The following is a 23,076-nucleotide window of genomic DNA, read 5'->3' on the forward strand; positions in this document are numbered from 1 at the left end:
CAGGCCGGGTATTCAGGGCTGGTCTTTGCAGGGCTCGCAGGATCGTGCTGCTACGTGTGCATGCGGCTGCTGACCCGGGAGAGGTCGGCGGCGCCGATCAGTCCGGCGTTGGGTCCCAGGGCAGCGAGTTCGATCTCCGCTGCCGGCCGGAACCCGCGGCCGGTGAGGTTCCGCGCGAAGGCCTTCCGGGCCGGCGCGACCAGCAACTCGCCGGCATCGCACAGGCCGCCGCCAATCACGAACCTTCCGGGGTCCAGGGCCGCTGCGAGGTTGGCCAGGCCAAGGCCCAGCCATTCCCCGACGTCCTCGAGGAGTTCGCGGGAGGTCTGGTCCCCTGCCTTGGCCAGCTCGGTCACAATCACGCCCGTGATGCGTCCTACGTCTCCGTCCACGGCCTTGAGCAGTTCCTGGGCAACCGGAGAATTCGCGGCGGCCAGTTCCCGGGCCTCTCGGCCGAGCGCGTTGCCTGAGGCATACTGTTCCCAGCAGCCGCGGTTGCCGCACTCGCAGCGGTGCCCGCCCGGCATGATGATCTGGTGACCGAACTCCCCCGCCACTCCGAAGCGGCCGCGTTCCACGCGTCCGTCCATCACCATGGCTCCGCCGATCCCGGTGCCCAGGGTAATGCAGACCAGACGGTTCTGTCCCTGCCCGGCGCCGAAGCGCCATTCCGCCCAAGCGGCGGCGTCGGCGTCGTTGGTCAGCAGGACGGGGCGGCGCAGCAGCCTTTGCAGGTTCTCCCGCAGCGGTTCATTGCGCCAGGCCAGGTGCGGGCTGAAGAGCACCGTGCCGCCGTCGAGGTCCATCCAGCCGGCGGCGCCGATTCCGACCGACCAGATCCGGTGCCCAGCACCGAGTTCGTTGACCAGTTCGACGATGACCTGCTCCACGGCCCGCGGATCATTGCCCGGCGTGGAGCGCTTCGCCTGACTGAGGATCCGGCCCTCGGCATCGACCACCCCGGCGGCAACCTTTGTTCCCCCGATATCGACGCCGATCGCCAGGCCTTTGCGGCCCAGCCGCAGGTGTGAGCGGATGTCGTGCCCTGCGGTGGCGGCCGCCGCTCCGCCCAGGGTCCTGCTCCGCCAGGCCGCGGTCCGGCCGCGCAGGCCGGGCTGCCGGCCGGGTGTTGGTGTCTGCATGGTGCCTCATTCTATTCGCCGGGGCCGCCGCAGCCGCGAAGGCCCGGCAGCATGACGCGCCGGGATGACGCAGCGGCGTCTCCGCAGCATCCCCGACTGGCGGAACGGCGGGCCTGACCGTAAGGTTACTGGCCAGTAGGTGTCGCAGGACACACCTTAGTGGGACCGCATACTAGGCTTAGCGGTACCCCCTGCGGGCCTATGGATACCTAAGGAGCTGTCGTGCGAGAAATCATTGTCCCGCCCCTGGTGAATGTCGATCCGGACACCAACGTCACCGATCTCGTGGTGCGCCAGGCGGCCAAGGCCTCCAACCCTGCGCTGTTCTCGCGGCTCGACGCGGCGGGCCAATGGCAGGACGTCCGTGCCACGGATTTCCTGGCCGACGTCTCGGCCCTCGCCAAGGGCTTGATGGCCAGCGGTGTGGCCGCCGGTGACCGTGTGGGCATCATGTCACGCACCCGGTATGAATGGGCCCTGATCGACTTCGCCATCTGGTTCGCGGGCGCCGTCTCGGTCCCGATCTATGAAACCTCCTCCCCTTCCCAGGTGGCTTGGAACCTTGGCGACTCCGGCGCCGTGGCCGCGTTCGGCGAATCCGCGCACCACGAGGACATCATCCGGCAGGCAGCCACCTCCGAGGGCCTCACCGCCCTGCGGCACGTCTGGCAGCTCGAGGGCGACAGTCTGGACGAGGTCCGTGCGGCCGGAGTCGGCATCAGCGACGCCGAGCTCGAAGCGCGGCGCGGCACGGCCTCCCTGAACGATGTCGCCACGATCATCTACACCTCGGGGACCACCGGCCGGCCCAAAGGCTGCGAGCTGACCCACGGCAACTTCGTGGAACTCTCCGAGAATGTGCTGGCCACCTCGCTGGGTACGGTGGTGCACGAGCACGCCAAGACCATCATGTTCCTGCCCCTGGCCCACGTCTTCGCGCGCTTCATCTCCGTTCTGGCGGTGGCCGCCGGCGTCACGGTGGCGCACACCCCGGATATCAAGAACCTGCTGCCGGATCTGCAGAGCTACCAGCCCACGTTCATCCTCGCGGTCCCGCGTGTCTTCGAAAAGGTCTACAACTCCGCCCTGACCAAGGCCGAGGACGGCGGCAAGGGCGCCATCTTCCACCGCGCCGCGGACACCGCCATCGCCTATTCCCGTGCACGGCAGGCCGGCAAGGTGGGCCTCGGCCTCCGGCTCAAGCACTCCTTGTTCGACAAACTCGTGTACAGCAAGCTCAGGGCCGCCATGGGCGGACACGTCGCCCATGCCGTGTCCGGCGGCGGCCCGCTCGGTGAACGGTTGGGCCACTTCTTCCAAGGCATCGGCATGCAGATCCTGGAGGGCTACGGACTGACTGAAACCACGGCCCCCGTCACGGTGAACACACCCCAGCTGATCAGGATCGGCACCGTGGGCGCCCCGATTCCCGGCAACTCGCTCAGGATCGCGGACGATGGCGAGATCCTCGCCAAGGGCGTGTGCGTCATGCGCGGCTACTACAAGCGCGATGACCTGTCCGCCGCGACCTTCGACGACGACGGCTGGTTCCGCACCGGAGACATCGGCCAGCTGGACGACGCGGGGTTCCTGACCATCACCGGGCGCAAGAAGGAAATCATCGTCACGGCCGGCGGCAAGAACGTGGTCCCGGCCCTGCTGGAAGACCAGATCCGTGCGGACGCACTCGTCTCGCAGGTGCTGGTGGTGGGCGACAACCGCCCGTTCATCGGAGCCCTCGTGACCTTGGATGAAGAGGCCCTCCCCGGCTGGCTGGGCCGCCACGGGCTCCCGGCCTCGACCCCGCTCACCGAGGCTGCCGAGCATCCGACAGTCAAGGCCGCCGTCCAGGAGCTCATCAACCACGCCAACCAGTCGGTGTCCCAGGCCGAGGCAATCAAGTCCTTCCGGATCGTGCCGGCCGACTTCACCGAGGCCTCCGGCCACCTGACCCCCTCCATGAAGGTCAAGCGGGCGCAGGTGCTCAAGGACTTCGAGACCGTGATCGAGGAAATGTACAACGCCAGGCGCGCCACCCTGGCATAGGACAAATCCCCCGTACCACCCCAACGCGGGGTCAGATACCGCCCATCCAGTGCCCTGTGATGGGCCGTATCTGACCCCGCGTTGCTTTTGTTGGTGTTACGGGTTGTTGCGCTTTGCTATTCGATGACGAGCAACAGGTCCCCGCCCTGGACCTGCTCGATCGCACCGACGGCGAGGCGCGCCACGGTGCCGGCCACCGGCGTCGTGATCGACGCTTCCATCTTCATGGCCTCAATCGTGGCCACCGTGTCGCCGGCCTTGACCGTATCGCCGGCCTTGACCGTCAGCGTGACGGCACCGGCGAACGGCGAAGCCACCTGGCCCGGCTGGGAGGCGTCGGCGCGTTCGGCGGCCTTGACGTTGCTCACCACTGAACGGTCGCGGACCACCACGGGCCGGGACTGGCCGTTGAGCGTGCACATGACTGTGCGCATGCCCTTCTCGTCCGGCTCGGAGACGGCTTCGAGCGAAGCGATCAGGTGGACGCCCTTCTCGAGCTCGATCTCGTGCTCCGCGCCGCGCTGCAGCCCGAAGAGGTAGTCGCGGGTGTCCAGCACCGAGAGGTTGCCGTAGGACTCAACGCTCTTCAGGTAGTCCTTGGTGGGACCGGCGAAGAGCAGGCGGTTGAGCGTGCTCCGGCGGGTCTTGGAGTCGCCGTTGAGCGCGGCGCTGTCCTCGGGGCTGAGCTCGACGTCGCGGACTTTGACCTTGCGGCCTTGCAGCGCCTTGGTCCGGAAGGGCTCGGGCCAGCCGCCGGGCGGGTCGCCCAGTTCGCCGGAGAGGAAGCCGATCACGGAATCCGGGACGTCGTACTTGTCCGGGTTCTCGTTGAAGTCCGCGGGATCGGCGTTGAGGCCCACCAGGTGCAGGGCGAGGTCGCCCACCACCTTGGACGACGGCGTCACCTTCACCAGGCGGCCGAGGATCCGGTCCGCCGCGGTGTACATGTCCTCGATCGCTTCAAAACGCTCGCCCAGGCCCAGTGCTATCGCCTGCTGGCGCAGGTTGGACAGCTGCCCGCCCGGAATCTCGTGCTGGTAGACCCGGCCCGTGGGCCCCGGCAGTCCGGACTCGAACGGCGCGTAGACCCGGCGGACGGCTTCCCAGTAGGGCTCAAGGGCGCAGACGTTCGCGAGGCTGAGGCCGGTGTCGCGCGGCGTGTGGGCCAGCGCGGCGACGAGGGCGGAGGCCGAGGGCTGACTGGTGGTGCCGGCCAGCGAGGCCGAAGCCACGTCCACGGCGTCCACGCCGGCGTCCACGGCCGCGAGGAGCGTGGCCAGCTGGCCGCCAGCGGTGTCGTGGGTGTGCAGGTGGACCGGGAGGTCAAACCGCTCCCGCAGCGCCGAGACGAGGCGTGCCGCGGCAGCCGGACGCAGCAGCCCGGCCATGTCCTTGATCGCGAGGATATGCGCCCCGGCGTCGACGATCTTCTGCGCCAGCTCCAAGTAGTAGTCCAGGGTGTAGAGGGTTTCCTCCGGATCCAGCATGTCCGCGGTGTAGCAAAGTGCGACCTCGGCGACGGCTGTACCTGTCTCGCGGACGGCCCGGATGGCCGGGGCCATCTGGTTGACGTCGTTGAGGGCATCGAAGATGCGGAAGATGTCGATGCCCGTAGCGGCGGCCTCGTTGACGAACGCCACCGTGACCTCTTCCGGGTACGGCGTGTAGCCGACGGTGTTGCGGCCGCGGAGCAGCATCTGCAGGCACAGGTTCGGCATTGCCTTGCGCAGGGCGGCAAGCCGGTCCCACGGGTCTTCGCCGAGGAAGCGCAGGGCGACGTCGTAGGTGGCCCCGCCCCAGGCCTCAACCGACAGCAGCTCCGGGAGCAGCTTGGACTCGGCCGGCCCGGCCGCCACGAGGTCGCGGGTGCGCACACGGGTGGCGAGCAGGGACTGGTGCGCGTCGCGGAAGGTGGTGTCCGTGACGGCCACGGCATTCTGGGCGCGCAGGGCCCGTGCAAAGCCTTCCGGACCGAGCTCCAGGAGCCGCTGGCGGGATCCCGGCCGGGCCTCTTTGTCATCGAGGGCCGGAAGCTTGTCCGCCGGGTCCGTGTGGACCTTGAGTTCGCCGTTGGGCTTGTTGACAGTGACCTCGGCAAGCCAGGTCAGCAACTTGGTGCCGCGGTCCGCAGAGACCCGCGCCTTCAGCAGCTGGGGCCGTTCGTCAATGAATGAGGTGGCTACATTCCCGGCCACGAAGTCGGCATCGTCCAGGACGGCCTGCAGGAAGGAGATGTTGGTGGACACGCCGCGGATGCGGAACTCGGCGAGGGCGCGGCGGGCCCGCGCGACGGCCGCCGGATAGTCCCGGCCGCGGCAGGTCAGTTTGACCAGCATGGAGTCGAAGTGCGGGCTGATCTCCGCGCCCGAGTAGACGGTGCCGCCGTCGAGCCGGACACCGGCGCCGCCGGCCGAGCGGTAACCGGTGATCTTGCCGACGTCGGGCCGGAAGCCGTTCGCCGGGTCCTCCGTGGTGATACGGCACTGCAGGGCAGCGCCCTTGAGCTGGACGCTCTCCTGCGACAAGCCCAGGTCCGCGAGGGTCTCACCGGCGGCGATACGCAGCTGCGCCTGGACGAGGTCGACGTCCGTGACTTCCTCGGTAACGGTGTGCTCGACCTGGATGCGCGGGTTCATTTCGATGAACACGTGCTGGCCGGCGCGCTCCCCCACCGTGTCGACAAGGAATTCAACCGTGCCGGCGTTGACGTAGTTCAGCGCCTTCGCGAATTTGACGGCGTCGCGGTACAGCGCCTGCCGGATGCCCTCATCGAGATTCGGTGCGGGCGCGATCTCGATGACTTTCTGGTGGCGGCGCTGGATGGAACAGTCCCGCTCGAAGAGGTGCATGACGTTGCCCTCGGCGTCGGCCAGGATCTGGACTTCGATGTGGCGCGGGCGCAAGACGGCCTGCTCCAGGAACATGGTGGGATCCCCGAACGCAGCGTCGGCTTCGCGCATGGCAGCCTGCAGGGCCTCCGGGAGTGCTTCGCGGGTGTCCACGCGGCGCATGCCGCGGCCACCGCCGCCGGCGACGGCCTTGGCGAAGATCGGGAAGCCGATCTCATCCGCGGCCGCTATCAGCTCGTCGAGGTCCTTCGACGGCTGGCTGGACTTGAGCACCGGGACACCGGCCCTGCGGGCGGCCTCGAGCGCGGCAACCTTGTTGCCTGCCAGCTCCAGGACCGCAGCCGGCGGGCCGACGAACGTAATGCCGGCCTCCTTCGCGGCGCGCGCCAGGCGAGGGTTCTCGGAAAGGAAGCCGTAGCCGGGGTAGATGGCGTCCGCCCCGGACTCCTTGGCTACGCGCACCACCTCGTCTACGTCGAGGTACGCCCGGACGGGGTGTCCCTCCTCGCCGATCAGATACGCCTCATCGGCCTTCTGGCGGTGAATAGAGTTGCGGTCCTCGTGGGGAAACACAGCGACAGTCTTGGCACCCAGCTCGTAGCTCGCGCGGAAAGCGCGAATCGCGATTTCGCCGCGGTTGGCCACCAGAATCTTTGAAAACATGCTTCTCCTGCTTCATCGCGGGCGTATCGGTAAGTGCTCACAGTGTCTAGGACCTGTGCGGGCAAACACAAATCATTGTGGCGACTGTCACAGCATTATCCGTCACGGACGCCGCGATGGGCAGGGCCCTGGCCACGGACCTTTCCCGGCCTGCCCGGTTCGGGAGGTTCTGGCGCTCCCACGCCGGATGAAACGGGTTTCGCCGGAGCATCAACATATGATGAGTGGGTGGGTGGCGCATGCACGCCCCGGCTCCGAAGAACGCAGGAGCCGGCACGACCCCGTCTCGGCAACCGGCGTTAGGTATTGGTTTTTCAAGTGCAAGTAGTGAGCATCAGCAGCCTCAAAGGCGGTGTCGGCAAGACATCCGTGACCACCGGACTGGCGTCAGCGGCATTGGCAGCCGGAATCCCCACCCTCGTCGTCGACCTTGACCCGCATGCTGACGCCAGCACTGCCCTGGGCGTGAGCCCGGACGATCAGCTCGACATCGGCAGGATGCTGAGGTCGCCCCGGCGGGCGCACCTGGCGGACAACGTGGTGCCCAGCGGCTGGGTGGAACACGCCAGGATCAACGGTAATGCCAACGGCCGCACCAACGGCAGTGCCAACGGCACAACACGATCCGGCACTGCAACTTCCGTCCTCGACGTCGCCGTCGGCTCTGCCTACACCGGCATCTACGACCGGCCTGACTTGGGCCGCCGCGACCTCCGCCGGCTCTCCGCTGTCCTCGCCGGTGCCACGAACTATGAACTCGTCCTGGTGGATTGCCCTCCGTCGCTGAACGGCCTGACCCGGATGGCATGGTCCGCCAGCGACAAGGTGACCCTGGTGGCCGAACCGGGGCTCTTCTCGGTGGCCGGCACGGAACGCACCATGCGCGCCATCCAGCTGTTCCGGCAGGAATTCGCCCCCAAGCTGTCCCCCGCCGGCATTGTGGCCAACCGGGTGCGCAGCGGTTCGGCCGAGCACACGTTTCGGCTTTCGGAGATGGAGTCCATGTTCGGCGAACTGCTGCTGAGCCCGCACATCCCGGAGCAGGCCAACTGGCAGCAGATCCAGGGCGCGGCCCACTCCATCCACCACTGGCCCGGAGACTCCGCCAAGAATGCGGCCGGGCTCTTCGATACCTTGCTGCAGAACCTGCTGCATCCCAACGGCATGGCCCCGGCCGGAACTGTCCGCAACCGCAGCCAGCGTTAACCGGGCCCACGGCCCAAGGGCCGGAATCCCGCCACTCAAGGCTCAACGAACATGGCTCAACGAACTGAGGCCGCCTTCCCTGTCCGGGAGGCGGCCTCAGTCTTGTCTGTATCGATCGTGTCCGTATCGATCTTGCCGGTAACGGTGTGCGCTAGCCGATCTTGCGGGCCGCGCGTCGCTTGCTCAGTTCGTCGTCGGGAAAGGACTGGTCGGTGGCGTGTTCGCTGGGGAGGGCTGCGAGGCTTCCTTCAACTTCGCGCCACACACGGCCGACGGCGATGCCGAACACCCCCTGGCCGCCCTGGACGAGATCAATCACTTCATCCGCCGACGTGCACTCGTAGACGCTGGCACCGTCGCTCATGAGCGTGATCTGGGCGAGGTCTTCGACGCCGCGCTCCCGCAGGTGTTCCACGGCCGTGCGGATCTGCTGCAGGGAGACGCCGGTGTCCAGGAGCCGTTTGACCACCTTGAGGACCAGGATGTCGCGGAAGCCGTAGAGCCGCTGGGAGCCGGAGCCGGCCGCGCCTCGGACGGCGGGTTCAACGAGCCCGGTGCGTGCCCAGTAGTCGAGTTGGCGGTAAGTGATGCCGGCCGCCTTGCAGGCGGTGGGGCCGCGGTAACCGGCGTCTTCGTCCAGAACGGGAAGATCCTCGGTGAACAGCAGGCCTTGGGCACCGCTGGCGGGCACAGCAATGCCGGCCGTTGCGGCCTGCTTCAGCTCGCCTGCTTCGCCTTTCGGACTCACGTGGACCCTCCTTGTCGTGGGTTCCCCTGGGTAAGGTGCATCGGCAGCAATATCTGTGAACAGCTGCATGACACTGGATGATGACTTCATCCGTGTAATTCAGCCGAGGATGCACTTTCCAGTGTGACTTGCGCGGCTACCGTATGCAATGGGAACTTGTACCTCCGACGTTAGGCCTGCTCGGGCCCAAGGTCAAAGACGTTGGGGCTATTTGGCGGGCGTGTCGAAAGTTTCATCCTCGACTTTAACGTTGGGCGCCGCCACAGCTGTCCCGGGCGTTTCAGAAACCTCAGCCGTCACAGACACACCAGCCACCCCGGCAGCCTCCCTGGCCCCGGTTGGCTGCCTGCGCAGTTCAGTGCCGTTCAGTGCAGTTCAGCCGCCGAAGTCTTCCGGTTCGACGTCGTCGAGGAACTCGCGGAAGCGCCGCAGTTCGCCTTCCTCGTCCACGGCGGGTCCGGGGTGCGTGTCCTCGCCCTCGTCGTGTTCGGTGATCCGGACGCCGGCCTCGTCCATGACGGCGTCGGCACACCAGATCCGGCACTTTGCGCGCAGGGCAAGCGCCAAGGCATCCGAGGCCCGGGAGCTCACCGTCGTGCCGTTCTCGAACTGCAGCTGCCCGTAAAAGATGTTGTCTTCCACCGCGACGATGTTGGCGCTGACGATCGTGTGACCCAGCGCCTCGACAACGTCCACGAGGAGGTCGTGGGTCATCGGCCGGGGCGGGACGACTCCCTGCTGGGCCAGGGCGATGGCGCTGGCTTCCGGAGTCCCGATCCAGATCGGGACGTGGCGCTCACCATGAATTTCCTTGAGCAGGACAAGCGGCTGGTTGGACGGCAACTCAATCCGCACGCCGACAATCTCCACCTCAATCATCAGATGTCCATCCTTGAGATGCGGTCGTGGACCAGCGCCTGGTGCAGGGACAGGCAGAGGTCGCTGATTTCCCGGGCCGCCTCGGCCGCACGGGCGTGGGAGGCTGCGTCCTTGCGGGACGTCAGCGTGGCCACGGCCCGTTCCACGAGCCCGAATTCGCGGTCGGCAGCCGCCTGGAACGGCCGCAGGTGGCGGGGTTCCAGGCCGTGGCTCTCCAGCTGGACGCAAGCCCGCGCCACCTGCAAGGCGTGTTCGTCGAACTTGCCGTTGACGTGCCCAATCAGGCCGTAGCTCAAGAGCGATTCCAGCAGGGGGACGCTCGCCCCGGATTCCGCACGCAGCTGCTCCTCGCTGAGCCGGCGCGCACGGCCCTGCAGCTCGGTGGCGAGCTCCTCGGAGACGATCCGCGGGGAGAGGGTGATGCCTGCCGGCAGGTTTTCCGGCCGTTCGCCCCGGTCGATCGCGTCAAGGTAGTCCTTGATGACCTTTAGCGGCAGGTACTGGTCACGCTGGAGGGACAGCACGAAGCGCAGCCGTTCGACGTCGTTCTCGGAATACTGCCGGTAGCCCGCAGGAGTCCGCTGCGGGTTGATGAGTCCCTTTTCCTCAAGGAACCGGATTTTTGACGCCGTCATGCTGGGAAAGTCGTCGCTCAGTTGAGCCAGGACTTCCCCGATGTTCAGAACCTGGGGTCCGCGCCGATCCGCATGTGCCGTGGCCACAGGCAGCTACCCCGGAATCAGACGTTGCCTGCTGCGCGGGCAGGGCTGAGGTAGAAGGTGAGGCGGAACTTGCCGATCTGGACCTCATTGCCGGACTTCAGCTCCACGGAGTCCACGCGGTCGTGGTTGACGTAGGTGCCGTTCAGGCTCCCGGTATCCACTACCTCAAAGCTGCGCGCGGTGCGGCGGAATTCCACGTGCCTGCGGGACACGGTGACGTCGTCGAGGAAGATATCGGCGTCCGGGTGGCGGCCCGCCGTCGTGACGTCCGAGTCCAGGAGGAACCGGGCGCCGGCGTTGGGGCCGCTGTGCGCCACGAGCAGGGCCGATCCGAAGGGAAGGGCCTCGACCGCTGCCCGCTCCTCGGTCGAGAGCTTCGGCGTGAAGTTTGGTTCATCGCGCACCGGAGTGAGGTTGATCGACGTGGTCTCCGAAGCTTTCACTCCACCCGTGCCGTAACCATCACCGGTGTCGTTCCGTTCGTGCCCAAACATTGAGTCCTCCTCATTCGTTGCAGGTGTCCCCCCTGCAAACAACGCATGCCGTCCGGAAAAGCCTCGCAGTCCCGGTATTGAGGCCTTTCGGCGGGGCGCGGCTTGTTTTGTTATCCCAACAACACTCTCCGGCGACCCCGGACCGAACGACCTCTGTCTTTAGCCTACCTGCTGTTCATACTCGGATGCACTGAGCAGGGACTCCACGGCGTCGGCTTCCGCGAGCTTGATTTCGATCAGCCAGCCCTCGCCGTACGGATCGGAGTTAATAAGGGCAGAATCGGTGTCCAAAGCCTCGTTCCGGGCCACGACTTCGCCCGTAACAGGGGCGTAAATGTCGCTGACGCTCTTGGTGGATTCAACTTCTCCGACCACGTCGTTGGCCTTGATGGTTGTCCCCACTTCGGGCATCTGGGCGTACACGACATCCCCGAGGGCGTCCTGGGCAAAATCGGTGATGCCGACGCGCACAATCCCGTCGACATTGGGGGCCGAAACCCATTCGTGTTCTGCGGTGTAGGACAGGTCTTCGGGAATGATGCTCATGACGGGCCTTTCATCGGGTCAATCACCTATGCGGCGGCAGTCGTTTGTTCTAGCCGCCGCTGAAAGTATAGGCATATCGGGCAGGGGCCGGGGAGGGTTCTGTCATGATGGTGCGATGGCAGAACATGCGCCGCCAAATGTCAGGAATGTGAACAACCGGGGCGCCGGGACCCTCCGGACCGGCCAGGGCTAGGCCATGCCTGAGCTCCCCGAAGTTGCGGCCCTGACGGACTTTCTGGACGACCACCTGCGGGGAGCAGTTGTGGCGAAGATCCAGCTGGTCTCCTTCGCCGTGCTTAAGACGGCAGACCCCCTCTACTCCGACCTCCAGGGCAGGGCCATCACCGGAGTGCGCCGGTTCGGCAAGTTCGTCAGCATGGACGCGGACGGGCTGCATTTTGTCTTCCACCTGGCGCGGGCAGGCTGGGTCCGCTTCACTGACACCCCCACCGACGCCCAGCTGAAAATGGGCAAGGGGCACATCGCCCTGCGGCTGACATTTAACGGCGCAGCCGGCCCGGCAGGCATGGACCTGACCGAGGCTGGCACGAAAAAGAGCCTGGCGGTCTACGTGGTCCGCGATCCGCTTGATGTTCCAGGCATCGCGGCGCTCGGACCGGATCCGTTCAGTCCGGACTTCGACGTCGACGCTTTGGCCGGGATTCTCGGTTCCAGCTCCCAGCAGATCAAGGGTGTCCTGCGGAGCCAAAGCATCATCGCCGGGATTGGGAATGCCTACAGCGACGAGATCCTGCACGCCGCCAGGATCTCACCATTCGCCCTCGCCAAGTCCCTGGACCGGACGGACGTCCAGCGCCTCTACGACGCCATCCACACCATACTGGGAACGGCCGTGGCGGAAGCCCAAGGCAAGCCGCCCAACGAACTCAAAGACACCAAGCGGAGCCATATGAGGGTCCACGGCCGGACCGGCGAAGCGTGTCCGGTGTGCGGTGATACGGTCCGTGAGGTTTCCTTTGCGGACACCGCCCTGCAGTACTGCCCGACGTGCCAGACGAAGGGAAAGATCCTGGCCGACCGGAGGACGTCGCGCTTCCTGAAATAGGATTCTCCCGAAACGGGCGCTTCCTGAAACTGGCGCCGGCGTCCCGATCCCTTGCGCTGGCGCCTCCCAGCGAAGACGATACAAGTACGCCTTTCAAGGGCGCCTGAGGGAGTTGTCTCGACGATGCGCATGCTGATTATGGGTCCCCCGGGGTGCGGCAAGGGCACCCAGGCCGAACGTTTGTCCGGGCGCCTCGGCATCACCGTGGTGTCCACTGGGGAGGTTTTTCGCGACCATGTGAAGAACCTGACGCCGCTGGGCCAGGAAGTCATTGTGCACCTGGACGCCGGCGATCTGGTGCCTGACACCCTGACCAACCGTGTGGTGCGTGACCGGCTGGACCAGGACGACGTCAGGGGCGGGTTCCTCTTGGACGGGTATCCCCGGAACACGGCGCAGCTTGCCGAACTCGACGTCATGCTTGCCGCCAACGGGCAAGAACTGGACGCTGCAGTCCAACTGACGGTTGACGACGCGGAGCTCGTCCGCCGACTGCTCCACCGCGCCACCATGACCGGACGCAGCGACGATACCGAGGACGTCATCCGGCACCGCCTGGAGCTCTACCACCACGAGACTGAACCGGTGGCCTCCGCCTACTCGGCGCGCGGGATCCTGCTCAGCGTCGTGGGCACGGGAAGCGAGGATGAAATCTTCGGCAGAGTCGTTGCGGCACTCAGTGCGTCCTTCCCCGCGGACGTTTGAGAAACAGAAAACCCCGCCATTCCTTTATCAGGAATGGCGGGGTTTCGTCTGTTGGTCGGGCTGACAGGATTTGAACCTGCGACCCCTTGACCCCCAGTCAAGTGCGCTACCAAGCTGCGCTACAGCCCGCTGGTTCCACCGTTCTCCGCCCGGAAATCGTCCCGGATTCTCTCCAGGTTTTCTTCCAAGCAGTCCGGCCGAACCACCTCCAAAAGCTTACACGATCGCGGAGGGTGCCTGTGACAATTTCATCCTGCCACAGCCACGGTGTGTCGGAATTAACGTTTCTTGCCACGCTTTTCACGCACACGCATGTTGACCTCGATCGGCGTGCCCTCGAAACCGAAGGTCTCGCGCAGGCGCCGGGTGATGAAGCGGCGGTAGCCCGGATCCAGGAATCCGGTGGTGAACAGCACGAACTTCGGCGGCCGGCTCGAGGCCTGGGTGCCGAACAGGATGCGGGGCTGCTTGCCGCCGCGGACCGGGTGCGGGTGCGCCGCCACCAGCTCGCCCAGGAACGCGTTGAGGCGTCCGGTGGGGATGCGCTTGTCCCAGTTTTCCAGGGCGATGTCCAGGGCCGGGACCAGCCGGTCCTTGTGCCAGCCGGTCAAGGCAGAGATATTCACGCGCGGGGCCCAGGCGACGTGCGCCAGGTCCTGCTCGATTTCGCGTTCCAGGTAGCGGCGGCGCTCGTCGTCCAGGAGGTCCCACTTGTTGAAGGCGAGCACCAGGGCGCGGCCGGATTCGACGGCGAGCTGCAGGATGCGGACATCCTGCTCGCTGAGGACTTCGTCCACGGCCAGGAGCACGACGGCGACCTCAGCCTTTTCGAGCGCGCTCTGCGTGCGCAGGGAGGCGTAGAAGTCCGCGCCCTGGGCCATGTGCTGGCGGCGCCGGATGCCGGCGGTGTCCACGAAACGCCACGTGCGTCCGCCGAGTTCGATGAATTCATCGACCGGGTCACGGGTGGTGCCGGCGGTGTTGTCCACCACCACACGCTCGGAACCGGCCAGCTTGTTCAGCAGCGAGGACTTGCCGACGTTCGGGCGGCCGATCAGGGCCACACGACGGGGCCCGCCGGAGCGCTCCAGGCCTTCAATCAAGGAGTACTCCGGGAGAGTGTCCATGACGTGGTCCAGGAGGTCGGCCACGCCGCGGCCGTGCAGGGCCGACACGGGGTACGGCTCGCCGAAGCCCAGGCCCCAGAGGGTTGCCGAATCGGCTTCCTGCGCGAAGTCGTCCACCTTGTTGGCCACCATGATGACCGGCTTCTTCGACTTGCGCAGCATCTTCATGACGCCTTCGTCGGTCGCGGTTGCGCCCACGGCGGAGTCAACGACGAACAGGACGGCGTCCGCGAGTTCCACGGCCATCTCGGCCTGCTCCGCCACACGGGCGTGGATGCCGCGGGCATCGTGTTCCCAGCCGCCGGTGTCAACCACCGTGAAGTTGCGGCCGTTCCAGTTCGCCGAGTACATGACGCGGTCGCGGGTGACGCCGGGGGTGTCCTCGACCACTGCCTCGCGGCGGCCCAGGATCCTGTTGACCAGGGTGGACTTGCCCACGTTGGGCCGGCCGATGATGGCCAGGACCGGATCCAGTTTGACCGGACCGTCAAAGTCCTCGTCGTCGAACTGGCCGCTCAGCAGCGCGGCGTCGTCCTCGTCCAGCTCGTAGTCATCCAGCCCGGCCCGAAGGGAGGCCGCGCGGAGCTCCGCCTCGTCATCGTCCAGGGCGGCAAGGTGTTCAGCCACCTGGTCGGTGCCGGTGGGCGTGTATTCGTCTTCGCCGGCGCCAAAATTGCCGGAGGTTTGAGTCGTATCGCTCATTGCACTTTCCTTAGGTGGTGATCTGCCGGCGTCCCGGCTACTTCTTCGTGACGTTCATGCGGGGATTCCGCGTGGGGCAGGGACTGCCCGGTTCTTAGTACTGAGTCCTGGACATGGCGCGCTAACGCGGCCCGAATTTCGGTTCCCGCCCTGTCCATTGAAACACGGCCGGTCTCACCGGGCCTGCGGCTGACGTTGATGGCCCCGCCAAAGCTGACGTGCAGCCGCCGGCGGGGTGCGGGAACCGTGTCCAGATGTTCGCCGCCGATTCTGGTGCCCAGGATGGCCACGGGGACTACGGTGGCGCCGGAGTTGAGCGCCAGCCAGGCGACGCCGTTGTTGATCGCGGCGGCCTCACCGCTCCCCCGGGTGCCTTCGGGCAAGATCCCGACGCACCGCCCGGCGGCGAGCAGGCTCCGGGCCGTGGCCAGCGCCGCACGGCCGCCGCGGCGGTCGACAGGCAGCTGGCCCGACGCCGCCAGGATGCGGCCGAGGAACCCGGCGAACATCTCCTGTTTGACGAGGATGTGCATGGGCCGGGGCGAGGCGCCGAACATGACAGGCCCGTCGAGGAAGCTGATGTGGTTGCCCGCGAAGATGACGGGCCCGGCCGCCGGGACGTTGGACCGTCCGGTGACCGAGGTGCGGTAGACGAGGTGGTCCAGGATCCAGCCCACAGGCCGGCTCCACGCCGTCGTCCAGTGGCCGGGCACGGAGGCGGGCACGCCCGCCGGCCGTCCGGTGCGCCCCTCAGTCACCGTGGATGGCCCGGCGTGGAACGGCGGTGTGGTTGACCACGGTCTCGACGATATCGAGGGCGGCCTGGACCGTCTCGTCAAAGTCCAGCTCCGAGGAGTCCAGGGTGACGACGCCGTCGGCGGCCGTGGTGAAGTTCACAACGGTGGAGTCTTTGGCATCGCGGTGGGTGACCTGGGCTGCCAGTTGCTCGGCATTCTGGCTGCCGCCCAGCTGGATGCCGCGGCGGCGAAGCCGTGCTTCCTCGCTCGCGGTCAGCAGCATCCGCACCTCGGCATGGGGCGCGACGACGGTGGTGATGTCCCGGCCCTCGACCACCATGCGGCGGTGGTGCTTTTCGATCAGCTCGCGCTGCCGGCGGATCAGTTCTGTACGCGCGCCCAGGGTGGTGGCAACGGCACTGACCGCCGCGGAAATGGCGGGTTCACGGATGGCCAAAGTGACATCGTGCCCGCCGACGCGGACGTACTCTTCCTGCGGGGTCGTGCTGATGTCCAGGGGCAGCGCCTCGGCCGCGACTTCGACGGCCGAGGCATCGTCCAGGTCCGTGCCGCTCTCCAGGCAGAACCACGTCAGGGCGCGGTACATTGCTCCGGTGTCGAGGTAGGCCAGTTTGAGCCGGCGGGCCACTTCCTTGCTGACGCTGGATTTGCCGGAACCGGAGGGGCCGTCGATGGCAACCACTAGGCTTTTTCCGGGCCGGAGCACGTCCACGGTCTCGATGAGTTCCTGGGTCATTACTGGAGTACCTGCCATCCGCGGTCGTTGAGGGCTTCGATCAATAGGTCGTGTTTGTTGGGCAGGACGGAAATTTCCACCATGCCCACATTCTGTCCCGAGGAGTGGTCCAGGCGGAGGTCCTCGACGTTGACGCCGATCTCGCCGATCTCGGTCAGGAGCTTCGCGATCTGTCCGGGCGTGTCATCGACCAGGACCGTCAGCCATGCGTAGGCCTGCGGGGGTCCACCGTGCTTGCCCGGGATCCGGGACTGGCCGGCGTTGCCTTCGCTGAACAGCTGGGCAAGGTCCAGCCGGGCCCCGGGAGCCGTGGGGGCCTCCAGGGTGCCGATGAGCCGGTTGAGGTCCTCGCGGACTCCGTGCAGGATCTCCACCACCTTGTCCGCGTTCGCGCCCAGGATCTGCACCCAGAGCGTGGGATCGCTTGCTGCGATCCGGGTGACGTCCCGCAGCCCGTTTCCCGCCAGGGACAGGGCGTGCAGGGGTGTGCCCTGCAGGCGGCTGGCCACGAGCGAGGACATCACCTGCGGCACGTGTGAGACGAGCGCGACGGCTTCGTCGTGTTCGTCAGCGGCGAATTCGGATACGACGGCGCCGAGGTCGCCGGCCAGCGCACGCGCCACCTGCAGGGACTCCGGCAGAGTCTCTTCCGCCGGGCACACAACCCATGGCATGGACGTGAACAGCTCGCCGCGGGCAGCGACGGGACCGGATTTCTCGCGCCCGGCCATGGGGTGAGTCCCCACGTAACGGCCCAGGTCAGCGCCGCGGCTGCGGAGATCGGCCAGGATGGACGCCTTCACACTCGCGATGTCCACCACGACGGCGTGCGGGTAGTCCCGGAGCGCGTTGGCAACGACGTCCGCCGTGACATCCGGCGGCGCAGCCACAACGACGAGCTCCGGCTGATCGTAGTCAGGTTGTGTCGTGTTCAGGCGTGCCAATGGCAGGCCGGCGCCGATGTCTACGGCGACGGCCTGGTTGGTTGGCGAGGGATCAGAGAGGAACACAACGACACCGCGCCCCCGCAGCCCCAGCCCGATGCTGGTGCCCAGAAGCCCGGAGCCCAAGACGACCACCGGGCCGTTCAGGTGGCCGCGGCCGTGCGTGCGGAAGGCGGACACGCTTACAGCCCCACAGATGCCAGCAGGTGGCCGACTTCCTGCTTGCCGAGGTTGCGGATGCTGCCCTGGCGCTGGTCGCCCAGCCCGATGGGGCCGACCTTGACGCGCACCAGGCGCAGGACGGGGAAGCCGACGGCGTCGAACAGGCGCCGGACGATCCGGTTCTTGCCCGAGTGCAGCACGACCTCAATCAGCACGTGGCCCGGGGTCGAGTCGACGAGCTTGAAGGAATCCACCGAGGCGATACCGTCCTCGAGCTCGACGCCGGCCTTGAGCTCGGCGCCGATCCCCTGCGGGAACGGCCCGCGGACCTGCACGAGGTAGGTCTTAGGCACTTCATAAGACGGGTGCGTCAGGCGGTTGGCGAGCTCGCCGTCGTTGGTCAGGAGCAGCAGCCCTTCCGTGGCAACGTCGAGCCGGCCCACGTGGAACAGGCGTTCGCCATGGTGGTTGCGGACAAAGTCGCTGATGCACGGGCGGCCGTCCGGGTCCTCCATGGTGGAGACAACGCCCTTGGGCTTGTTGAAGACCATGTAAACCATGTTCTCGTCCAGCTGGATGCGCAGTCCGTCGACGTGGATTACTGCCGACTTCGGGTCAACGCGCACGCCGAGCTCGGTGACCACCTGGCCGTCGACCTCGACGCGGCCCTCGGCGATCATTTCCTCGCAGACACGCCGTGAGGCGACTCCGGCGGAGGCCATGACCTTCTGGAGGCGGGTGCCGTCGGCGTCGTGCAGCTCAGACTGCGGCACCTCGCGGCGCGGACCGCGGTTGCGGGCCGGCTTGCGGACCGGTCCAAGGTTCTGGCCGAAGCGTTCGCTGCCGAACGCGCGGGGACCGGCGAACTTGGCGGCACCGGTGCGAGGCTTGGGCTTGAGGGCACCGGGGGTGCCGGGGGCCTTGCCGAAGCCGGGCTTGCGGGCGGCCGCCTTGCGGGCTGCTTCCTTGCCGGAGGGCGCCTTGGACTTCCAGTCAGCGGAAGCCGGGCGGGCAGCCGACGGCGCGCCGTCGGGACCCTGCAGGTCCGGATCGATGAAGGCCTCTTCGCGAGGCTTGGGGTGCTTGAAGGGGCGGTCTCCGCCGCCCTTGAATCCGGCTCCCCCAGTGCGGCTTCCGCCACCCTGGGCGCCGCGGCCTGAGCCGCCCTGTGCGCCGCGGCCTGAGCCCTGCGCTGAATTTTGTCCGGCACTGTTACGTCCCGAACTGTTACGTGGTGAACCCTGGCGTCCCGCCTGTGTCATGACCCGTCCTTCGTTTGTTGGCCGACGGCCGCTGTCTCCCGACAACACCCGCCGACGGGGCAAAATGATTCTGCCCTGGTGGATACTCGTGCGCAGGCAGTAGTTCCTGCCTACATTCTTCCAGCGTCGTAAAACTCTTCGATGCCTTCAAGCCCCGGAAGGTGGGGTGAAAGCTGCGGCAATTCCGCCACCGAGCCGATTCCCATTCGCTCCAGGAAATACGACGTCGTGCGGTACAGGATTGCTCCAGATTCGGGATCGGTTCCCGAGTCCTCGATCAGCCCCCGCTGCGTCAGCGTCCGCACGACAGAGTCAACGTTGACTCCTCGAATTGCAGACACCCGCGCCCTTGATACGGGCTGGCGGTAAGCGATGACGGCGAGCGTTTCGAGCGCCGCCTGCGTCAGCCTGGCTGTCTGTCTGTCCAGCACGAATTCGCCAACGATATCGGCGAATTCAGCGCGGGAATAGATCCGCCAGCCTCCGGCGATATTCCGCAATTCAAAACCCCGGGCGGTGGCGCTGAAGCCGTCATTTCTGCTGCTATGGCTGGCATCGTCCACATCCGGGGCATTAACAGTATAGCCGTTATACTCCCGCTGCAGTTCCTCCAGCAGACCCTCGACGACGTCCACCGTCAGGTCCAGTCCGGCGGCGAGGGCCGTGGCCGTGGCCGGTTCGTCGATCACCATCAGGACAGCCTCGAGGGCCGCGCGGGCCCCACCGGGAAGATTCGCGACGTCCGGCCGCGTGTCCGGCTCGGTGTCCGGCAATCGTTCGTTCACGGCTTGTCCTCGTATTCTTCACTCAGGTTTTCGCTGCTCCACCCGTGGGAATCAGCCGTCCAGTGCACGGTCAGGTCGCCCAGCGGGAGCAACTGGTCAAAGCCCACCACGCGGTCGCGGAACAGCTCCAGCAGTGCCAGGAACCGCGCCACCACCACCAGCGTGGATTCGGCGTCGGCGATCAGCGCCCGGAACGTCAGCGGTGTCCCCAGCCGCAGCCGGTTCCCGAGCAGCTCGGCCTGTTCCTTGACGCTCACGGGCGTACCGTGCAGGTGCGCGAGGCCGACTTCCGTAGGGGCCGCGTCCTTCGGTTTGAGGGCCGCCTCGGCCAGGGAAGCGAACTGCTCCGGGGTGTGCCGCCAAAGGAGTTCCGGAAGCAGGGCAGCGAAGTGTCCCTCCAGGGCAACCTGCCGGGGATACCGCCGGGCTTCCAGCTCAAGTGTGGAGCCGATCATGCCGGCCACGTGTTTGAAGGCCTTGTACTGCAACAAACGGGCGAACAGGAGATCCCGGGCCTCGAGCAGGGCGATGTCCTCATCGTCCTCTACCTCGCCTGCGGGCAGCAGCCGGGCAGCTTTGAGATCCAGGAGTGTGGCCGCAATCACCAGGAATTCGCTGGCTTCATCCAGGGCCCATTCCTCCCCCAGCTGCTGCAGGCCCCGGATGTACTTGATGAATTCGTCCGTGACCGTGGACAGCGCCACCTCGGTGATGTCCAGCTGATGCTTGGAGATCAGGCCGAGCAGGAGGTCGAACGGGCCGGTGAAGTTGGCCAGCCGCACTTCGAATCCGGGCTTCTTCCCGGACGGCGCCGGGAAATCAGGTGCTGGGAGGTCAGGTGCTGCGGTGACGCCCGGCTCTGCCGGGACGGCCGGGCCGATGGACTGCGTGGAATTCGCGCGTGTGTCGAGCTCAACCGGCACGTCAGGACTCGCTGGCATGTCGAGATCCGCTGGCGGAGAGGAGACGCCTGCCACGATCCTGGCTAGGGCGCGCCGCCGCGCGAGATCAGCTCTTTGGCCAGGCGGCGGTAGGCGTCGGCACCGACGTGGTTGCCCGCGTAGGTGGTGATGGGCTCCGCGGCAACCGTGGCGTCGGCAAACTTGATGGAGCGCTTGATGACGGTTTCGAAGACCTTGTCACCGAAGGCCTCCACCAGGCGGGCGATCACTTCGCGCCCGTGCAGGGTCCGGGCGTCATACATCGTGGCGAGCACGCCGTCGACCTGCAGGCGCGGGTTGAGGCGGTCCTGGACCTTGTCGATGGTTTCAACGAGCAGCGCCACGGCGCGCAGGGCGAAGAATTCACAGATCAGCGGGATGATGACGCCGTGGGCGGCTGTCAACGCGTTGACGGTGAGAAGCCCGAGTGAGGGCTGGCAGTCGATCAGGACGACGTCGTAGTCGTCCTCGACCTTTTTCAGTGCCCGATCCAGGACCTGCTCGCGGGCCACTTCGTTGACCAGTTGCACCTCGGCGGCGGAGAGGTCGATGTTGGCCGGGAGCAGATCCACGTTTTCCACGCCGGTCTTCTGGATGGCGTCGCGGATGTCCACTTTGCGGTCCATCAGCACGTTATACACGGTGAGATCGAGCTCATGCGGGTTCGTGCCCAGGCCGGCAGACAGGGCGCCCTGGGGATCGAAATCGACCAAGAGCACGCGGCGGCCGTATTCGGCCAGGGCAGCGGCGAGGTTAATCGTGGACGTGGTCTTGCCCACCCCGCCCTTCTGGTTCACCATGGCGATGACCCGCGCAGGGCCGTGGGAAGACAGCGGTGCGGGCTCCGGAAAGTCGCGCTGGGGCCGCCCGGTGGGGCCCATGACGGCGTCTTCCAGGTCGAGTTCGATGCCTTCCAGAGTTGCTGAACCCTGCTCGCTGCTCACGTATCTATCCACACTTTCGATGACGGTGATTGTCGTGCTTCATATTGCCGCCTCCGGGCTCTCAGAGCCCAGCGCGTTCCTCCCAAGGTTACAGCGCCCGACACGGTATTCGCCGGACCTTGACACCGGGGCAGCCGCTGTGCCTTGACGTTCTGGTTGAAGTCGAAGGTTGCACTCCCGGCCGGGCACGGCGGCCGGAGCACGCTGGCAGCTGTGCCGGAACCGGCTAAAGGGAGGCGGCAGGCGCGGCCGGCGGGCTCGGCGACCGGCGGCCGCGACCCTTTCGCGACCCTATTGCGGGGGTACGGCGGGGCTATAGCGGGCGTATTGAAGTTTGTACCCTGCGGGCCTACATTGAAACGACGAGGTGGCAACGGCTCATGCATGAACTTGCGATTACCGAAGGTCTTGTGGAGGCGGTCCTGAACCGGACCGGCGACCGCCCCGTCACGGGCGTTAACCTGCGGATTGGCCCCTTGAGCGGCGTCCTGCCGGATGCCGTGCGCTTTTGCTTCGAAGTCGTTTCAGCTGACACGCCGCTGGCCGGGGCAGTCCTCACGATCGATGAGTCCGAGGGCCGGGCCAGGTGCCGAAGCTGCCGCGACGAATTCGTCCTTGAGGACATGTTTCTGCTCTGTCCGTGCGGCAGTGCCGATGTCGAAATCGTCAGTGGCCGGGAACTCGTGGTCACCTCGGTGGAGGTTGCGTAGACATGTGTGCCACGTGCGGATGCGGCGACGACGCCGGGACCAGGGTTTCCGATGTCGAGGGAACGTTACACCCCCTTGCAGCCCCGCACGAGCATCCGCACCCCCACGATCACGATCACGAACACCCGCACGATCACGACCACGACCACGACCATCCGCACGATCACGACCATGTTCACAGCCACGCGCCGGACGGACGGACCGTCATTTCGTTGGAAGAGAATCTTCTCGCCAAGAATGACCTCCTCGCCGCACGCAACCGTGGATGGCTGGAAGGACGCGGCATTCGGGCCCTTAACGTCATGAGTTCCCCCGGGGCCGGCAAGACCACGCTGCTGGTGCGGACTATTCAGGAACTGGCCGGGGAACTGGACATCGGTGTCATCGAAGGGGACCAGGAGACGTCGTTGGATGCCGACCGGATACGGTCCACGGGGCGCCCAGTGATCCAAATCAACACCGGAGCAGGCTGCCACCTCGATGCCGGGATGCTGCAGCGCGCCCTGGACGCGCTGGACCCCGTGCCCGGCTCGGCACTCTTCATCGAAAACGTGGGCAACTTGGTGTGCCCGGCATTGTTCGACCTCGGCGAATCGGCCAGGGTCGTCGTGATCTCAGTTACGGAGGGCGATGACAAACCGCAGAAATACCCCCACATGTTCCTTGCTGCCGACCTGGTGATCATCAACAAGGCAGACCTGCTCCCCTATGTGGAGTTCGACGTCGAACGCTGCGTGCGCCAGGCGCGCCAGCTGAATCCCGGCGTCGACGTCCTGACCCTGTCAGCTACCACCGGCGACGGCATGGATGGCTGGCTGGAGTGGATCCGGAAGAATCCCCATCTGGCGGCGGCTGCCGCCGGGGGCGCGCCGCGCTCCGGTGGATTACGCGTTTGACCTGCTGACGCAACATTCGAGCCGCAGCCGCAGGGCGGGGCTC

The 23,076-nt window shown here is 66.5% G+C and carries 21 protein-coding genes, 1 tRNA gene and 1 pseudogene; 7 read left to right on the forward strand and 16 right to left on the reverse strand.

What is annotated here, in order from left to right; all coding sequences use genetic code 11:
* Positions 1–50: 50 nt before the first annotated feature.
* On the reverse strand, positions 51–1,142 hold the full coding sequence (locus AC1DEM_RS13820) for an ROK family glucokinase (protein ID WP_476884897.1): 1,092 nt from the start codon (positions 1,140–1,142) through the stop codon (positions 51–53).
* A gap of 222 nt (positions 1,143–1,364) precedes the next feature.
* Between AC1DEM_RS13820 and AC1DEM_RS13825 the strand changes: the two genes are divergently transcribed.
* A complete protein-coding gene (locus tag AC1DEM_RS13825) occupies positions 1,365–3,188 on the forward strand; it encodes an AMP-dependent synthetase/ligase (RefSeq protein ID WP_476884898.1) in 1,824 nt (607 codons plus the stop codon).
* Positions 3,189–3,304: 116 nt separating this feature from the next.
* Here the strand turns inward: AC1DEM_RS13825 and AC1DEM_RS13830 are convergent, their stop codons facing one another.
* Positions 3,305–6,700 (reverse strand): pyruvate carboxylase, encoded by a 3,396-nt coding sequence (locus AC1DEM_RS13830; RefSeq protein WP_476884899.1) that lies wholly within the window; start codon positions 6,698–6,700, stop codon positions 3,305–3,307.
* Between the two features lie 318 nt (positions 6,701–7,018).
* On the opposite strand from AC1DEM_RS13830, the gene AC1DEM_RS13835 reads away from it, so the two are divergent.
* A complete protein-coding gene (locus tag AC1DEM_RS13835) occupies positions 7,019–7,906 on the forward strand; it encodes a ParA family protein (RefSeq protein WP_476884900.1) in 888 nt (295 codons plus the stop codon).
* A 151-nt stretch (positions 7,907–8,057) separates the two neighbouring features.
* On the opposite strand, the gene AC1DEM_RS13840 is transcribed toward AC1DEM_RS13835, so the two are convergent.
* The 5 genes from AC1DEM_RS13840 to gcvH form a co-directional block, all read right to left on the reverse strand.
* Positions 8,058–8,654 carry a MerR family transcriptional regulator gene (locus tag AC1DEM_RS13840; protein ID WP_277526868.1) on the reverse strand — a complete coding sequence of 199 codons (597 nt, stop codon included), beginning with the start codon at positions 8,652–8,654 and terminating at the stop codon, positions 8,058–8,060.
* A 375-nt stretch (positions 8,655–9,029) separates the two neighbouring features.
* Positions 9,030–9,533, reverse strand: coding sequence for a bifunctional nuclease family protein (locus AC1DEM_RS13845; protein ID WP_476884901.1), 504 nt, complete (start codon positions 9,531–9,533; stop codon positions 9,030–9,032).
* Positions 9,533–10,255 (reverse strand): transcriptional regulator FtsR, encoded by a 723-nt coding sequence (ftsR, locus tag AC1DEM_RS13850; protein ID WP_476884902.1) that lies wholly within the window; start codon positions 10,253–10,255, stop codon positions 9,533–9,535. The genes AC1DEM_RS13845 and ftsR overlap by 1 nt, the downstream gene beginning before the upstream one ends.
* A gap of 17 nt (positions 10,256–10,272) precedes the next feature.
* Positions 10,273–10,749 carry an FHA domain-containing protein gene (locus tag AC1DEM_RS13855; protein WP_028275906.1) on the reverse strand — a complete coding sequence of 159 codons (477 nt, stop codon included), beginning with the start codon at positions 10,747–10,749 and terminating at the stop codon, positions 10,273–10,275.
* A 159-nt stretch (positions 10,750–10,908) separates the two neighbouring features.
* Entirely contained in the window at positions 10,909–11,295 is a 387-nt protein-coding gene (gene gcvH / locus AC1DEM_RS13860; RefSeq protein ID WP_476884903.1) for a glycine cleavage system protein GcvH, read from the reverse strand.
* Between the two features lie 196 nt (positions 11,296–11,491).
* On the opposite strand from gcvH, the gene AC1DEM_RS13865 reads away from it, so the two are divergent.
* Together AC1DEM_RS13865 and AC1DEM_RS13870 are read left to right on the forward strand one after the other, a co-directional pair.
* On the forward strand, positions 11,492–12,361 hold the full coding sequence (locus AC1DEM_RS13865; RefSeq protein ID WP_476884904.1) for an Fpg/Nei family DNA glycosylase: 870 nt from the start codon (positions 11,492–11,494) through the stop codon (positions 12,359–12,361).
* A gap of 129 nt (positions 12,362–12,490) precedes the next feature.
* The gene (locus AC1DEM_RS13870) at positions 12,491–13,066 is read left to right on the forward strand and encodes an adenylate kinase (RefSeq protein ID WP_476884946.1); all 576 of its coding nucleotides are present in this window, start codon (positions 12,491–12,493) and stop codon (positions 13,064–13,066) included.
* Between the two features lie 52 nt (positions 13,067–13,118).
* On the opposite strand, the gene AC1DEM_RS13875 is transcribed toward AC1DEM_RS13870, so the two are convergent.
* The 9 genes from AC1DEM_RS13875 to AC1DEM_RS13915 all read right to left on the reverse strand — a co-directional run bounded on the left by AC1DEM_RS13875 (position 13,119) and on the right by AC1DEM_RS13915 (position 21,427).
* Positions 13,119–13,195, reverse strand: a tRNA-Pro gene (locus tag AC1DEM_RS13875).
* 149 nt (positions 13,196–13,344) lie between these two features.
* Positions 13,345–14,895: a ribosome biogenesis GTPase Der gene (gene der, locus AC1DEM_RS13880; protein ID WP_476884905.1), complete on the reverse strand. Its 1,551-nt coding sequence runs from the start codon at positions 14,893–14,895 to the stop codon at positions 13,345–13,347.
* Positions 14,892–15,572, reverse strand: coding sequence for a lysophospholipid acyltransferase family protein (locus AC1DEM_RS13885; RefSeq protein ID WP_476884947.1), 681 nt, complete (start codon positions 15,570–15,572; stop codon positions 14,892–14,894). The genes der and AC1DEM_RS13885 overlap by 4 nt, the downstream gene beginning before the upstream one ends.
* Before the next feature lie 73 nt (positions 15,573–15,645).
* Positions 15,646–16,389: a (d)CMP kinase gene (cmk, locus tag AC1DEM_RS13890; protein ID WP_476884906.1), complete on the reverse strand. Its 744-nt coding sequence runs from the start codon at positions 16,387–16,389 to the stop codon at positions 15,646–15,648.
* Positions 16,389–17,513 (reverse strand): prephenate dehydrogenase, encoded by a 1,125-nt coding sequence (locus tag AC1DEM_RS13895; RefSeq protein ID WP_476884907.1) that lies wholly within the window; start codon positions 17,511–17,513, stop codon positions 16,389–16,391. Before AC1DEM_RS13895 ends, cmk begins: the two co-directional genes overlap by 1 nt.
* A gap of 2 nt (positions 17,514–17,515) precedes the next feature.
* Entirely contained in the window at positions 17,516–18,757 is a 1,242-nt protein-coding gene (locus AC1DEM_RS13900; protein WP_476884908.1) for a pseudouridine synthase, read from the reverse strand.
* 110 nt (positions 18,758–18,867) lie between these two features.
* A complete protein-coding gene (gene scpB / locus AC1DEM_RS13905; RefSeq protein ID WP_476884948.1) occupies positions 18,868–19,449 on the reverse strand; it encodes an SMC-Scp complex subunit ScpB in 582 nt (193 codons plus the stop codon).
* 89 nt (positions 19,450–19,538) lie between these two features.
* On the reverse strand, positions 19,539–20,483 hold the full coding sequence (locus AC1DEM_RS13910; protein WP_476884909.1) for a segregation and condensation protein A: 945 nt from the start codon (positions 20,481–20,483) through the stop codon (positions 19,539–19,541).
* 44 nt (positions 20,484–20,527) lie between these two features.
* Positions 20,528–21,427: a ParA family protein gene (locus AC1DEM_RS13915; RefSeq protein ID WP_476868002.1), complete on the reverse strand. Its 900-nt coding sequence runs from the start codon at positions 21,425–21,427 to the stop codon at positions 20,528–20,530.
* A 380-nt stretch (positions 21,428–21,807) separates the two neighbouring features.
* On the opposite strand from AC1DEM_RS13915, the gene AC1DEM_RS13920 reads away from it, so the two are divergent.
* The 3 genes and pseudogenes from AC1DEM_RS13920 (at position 21,808) to hypB (ending at position 23,033) form a co-directional block, all read left to right on the forward strand.
* The gene (locus AC1DEM_RS13920) at positions 21,808–22,137 is read left to right on the forward strand and encodes a hydrogenase maturation nickel metallochaperone HypA/HybF (RefSeq protein ID WP_476884910.1); all 330 of its coding nucleotides are present in this window, start codon (positions 21,808–21,810) and stop codon (positions 22,135–22,137) included.
* Positions 22,138–22,139: 2 nt separating this feature from the next.
* Positions 22,140–22,262, forward strand: a pseudogene (locus tag AC1DEM_RS13925) (hydrogenase nickel incorporation protein HypB); the annotation flags it as partial.
* 87 nt (positions 22,263–22,349) lie between these two features.
* Positions 22,350–23,033 carry a hydrogenase nickel incorporation protein HypB gene (gene hypB / locus AC1DEM_RS13930; protein ID WP_476884949.1) on the forward strand — a complete coding sequence of 228 codons (684 nt, stop codon included), beginning with the start codon at positions 22,350–22,352 and terminating at the stop codon, positions 23,031–23,033.
* The last annotated feature ends 43 nt before the right edge of the window (positions 23,034–23,076 follow it).

Source organism: Arthrobacter sp. 05T420, assembly GCF_056396305.1.

Bases quoted from the DNA above. Each gene is read 5' to 3' on its own strand.
- AC1DEM_RS13820 (WP_476884897.1), bottom strand. From the start codon at position 1,142: ATGCAGACACCAACACCCGGCCGGCAGCCCGGCCTGCGCGGCCGGACC.
- AC1DEM_RS13830 (WP_476884899.1), bottom strand. From the start codon at position 6,700: ATGTTTTCAAAGATTCTGGTGGCCAACCGCGGCGAAATCGCGATTCGC.
- AC1DEM_RS13845 (WP_476884901.1), bottom strand. From the start codon at position 9,533: ATGATTGAGGTGGAGATTGTCGGCGTGCGGATTGAGTTGCCGTCCAAC.
- AC1DEM_RS13855 (WP_028275906.1), bottom strand. From the start codon at position 10,749: ATGTTTGGGCACGAACGGAACGACACCGGTGATGGTTACGGCACGGGT.
- gcvH (WP_476884903.1), bottom strand. From the start codon at position 11,295: ATGAGCATCATTCCCGAAGACCTGTCCTACACCGCAGAACACGAATGG.
- AC1DEM_RS13865 (WP_476884904.1), top strand. From the start codon at position 11,492: ATGCCTGAGCTCCCCGAAGTTGCGGCCCTGACGGACTTTCTGGACGAC.
- AC1DEM_RS13870 (WP_476884946.1), top strand. From the start codon at position 12,491: ATGCTGATTATGGGTCCCCCGGGGTGCGGCAAGGGCACCCAGGCCGAA.
- der (WP_476884905.1), bottom strand. From the start codon at position 14,895: ATGAGCGATACGACTCAAACCTCCGGCAATTTTGGCGCCGGCGAAGAC.
- cmk (WP_476884906.1), bottom strand. From the start codon at position 16,389: ATGACCCAGGAACTCATCGAGACCGTGGACGTGCTCCGGCCCGGAAAA.
- AC1DEM_RS13900 (WP_476884908.1), bottom strand. From the start codon at position 18,757: ATGACACAGGCGGGACGCCAGGGTTCACCACGTAACAGTTCGGGACGT.
- scpB (WP_476884948.1), bottom strand. From the start codon at position 19,449: ATGGTGATCGACGAACCGGCCACGGCCACGGCCCTCGCCGCCGGACTG.
- AC1DEM_RS13910 (WP_476884909.1), bottom strand. From the start codon at position 20,483: ATGCCAGCGAGTCCTGACGTGCCGGTTGAGCTCGACACACGCGCGAAT.
- AC1DEM_RS13920 (WP_476884910.1), top strand. From the start codon at position 21,808: ATGCATGAACTTGCGATTACCGAAGGTCTTGTGGAGGCGGTCCTGAAC.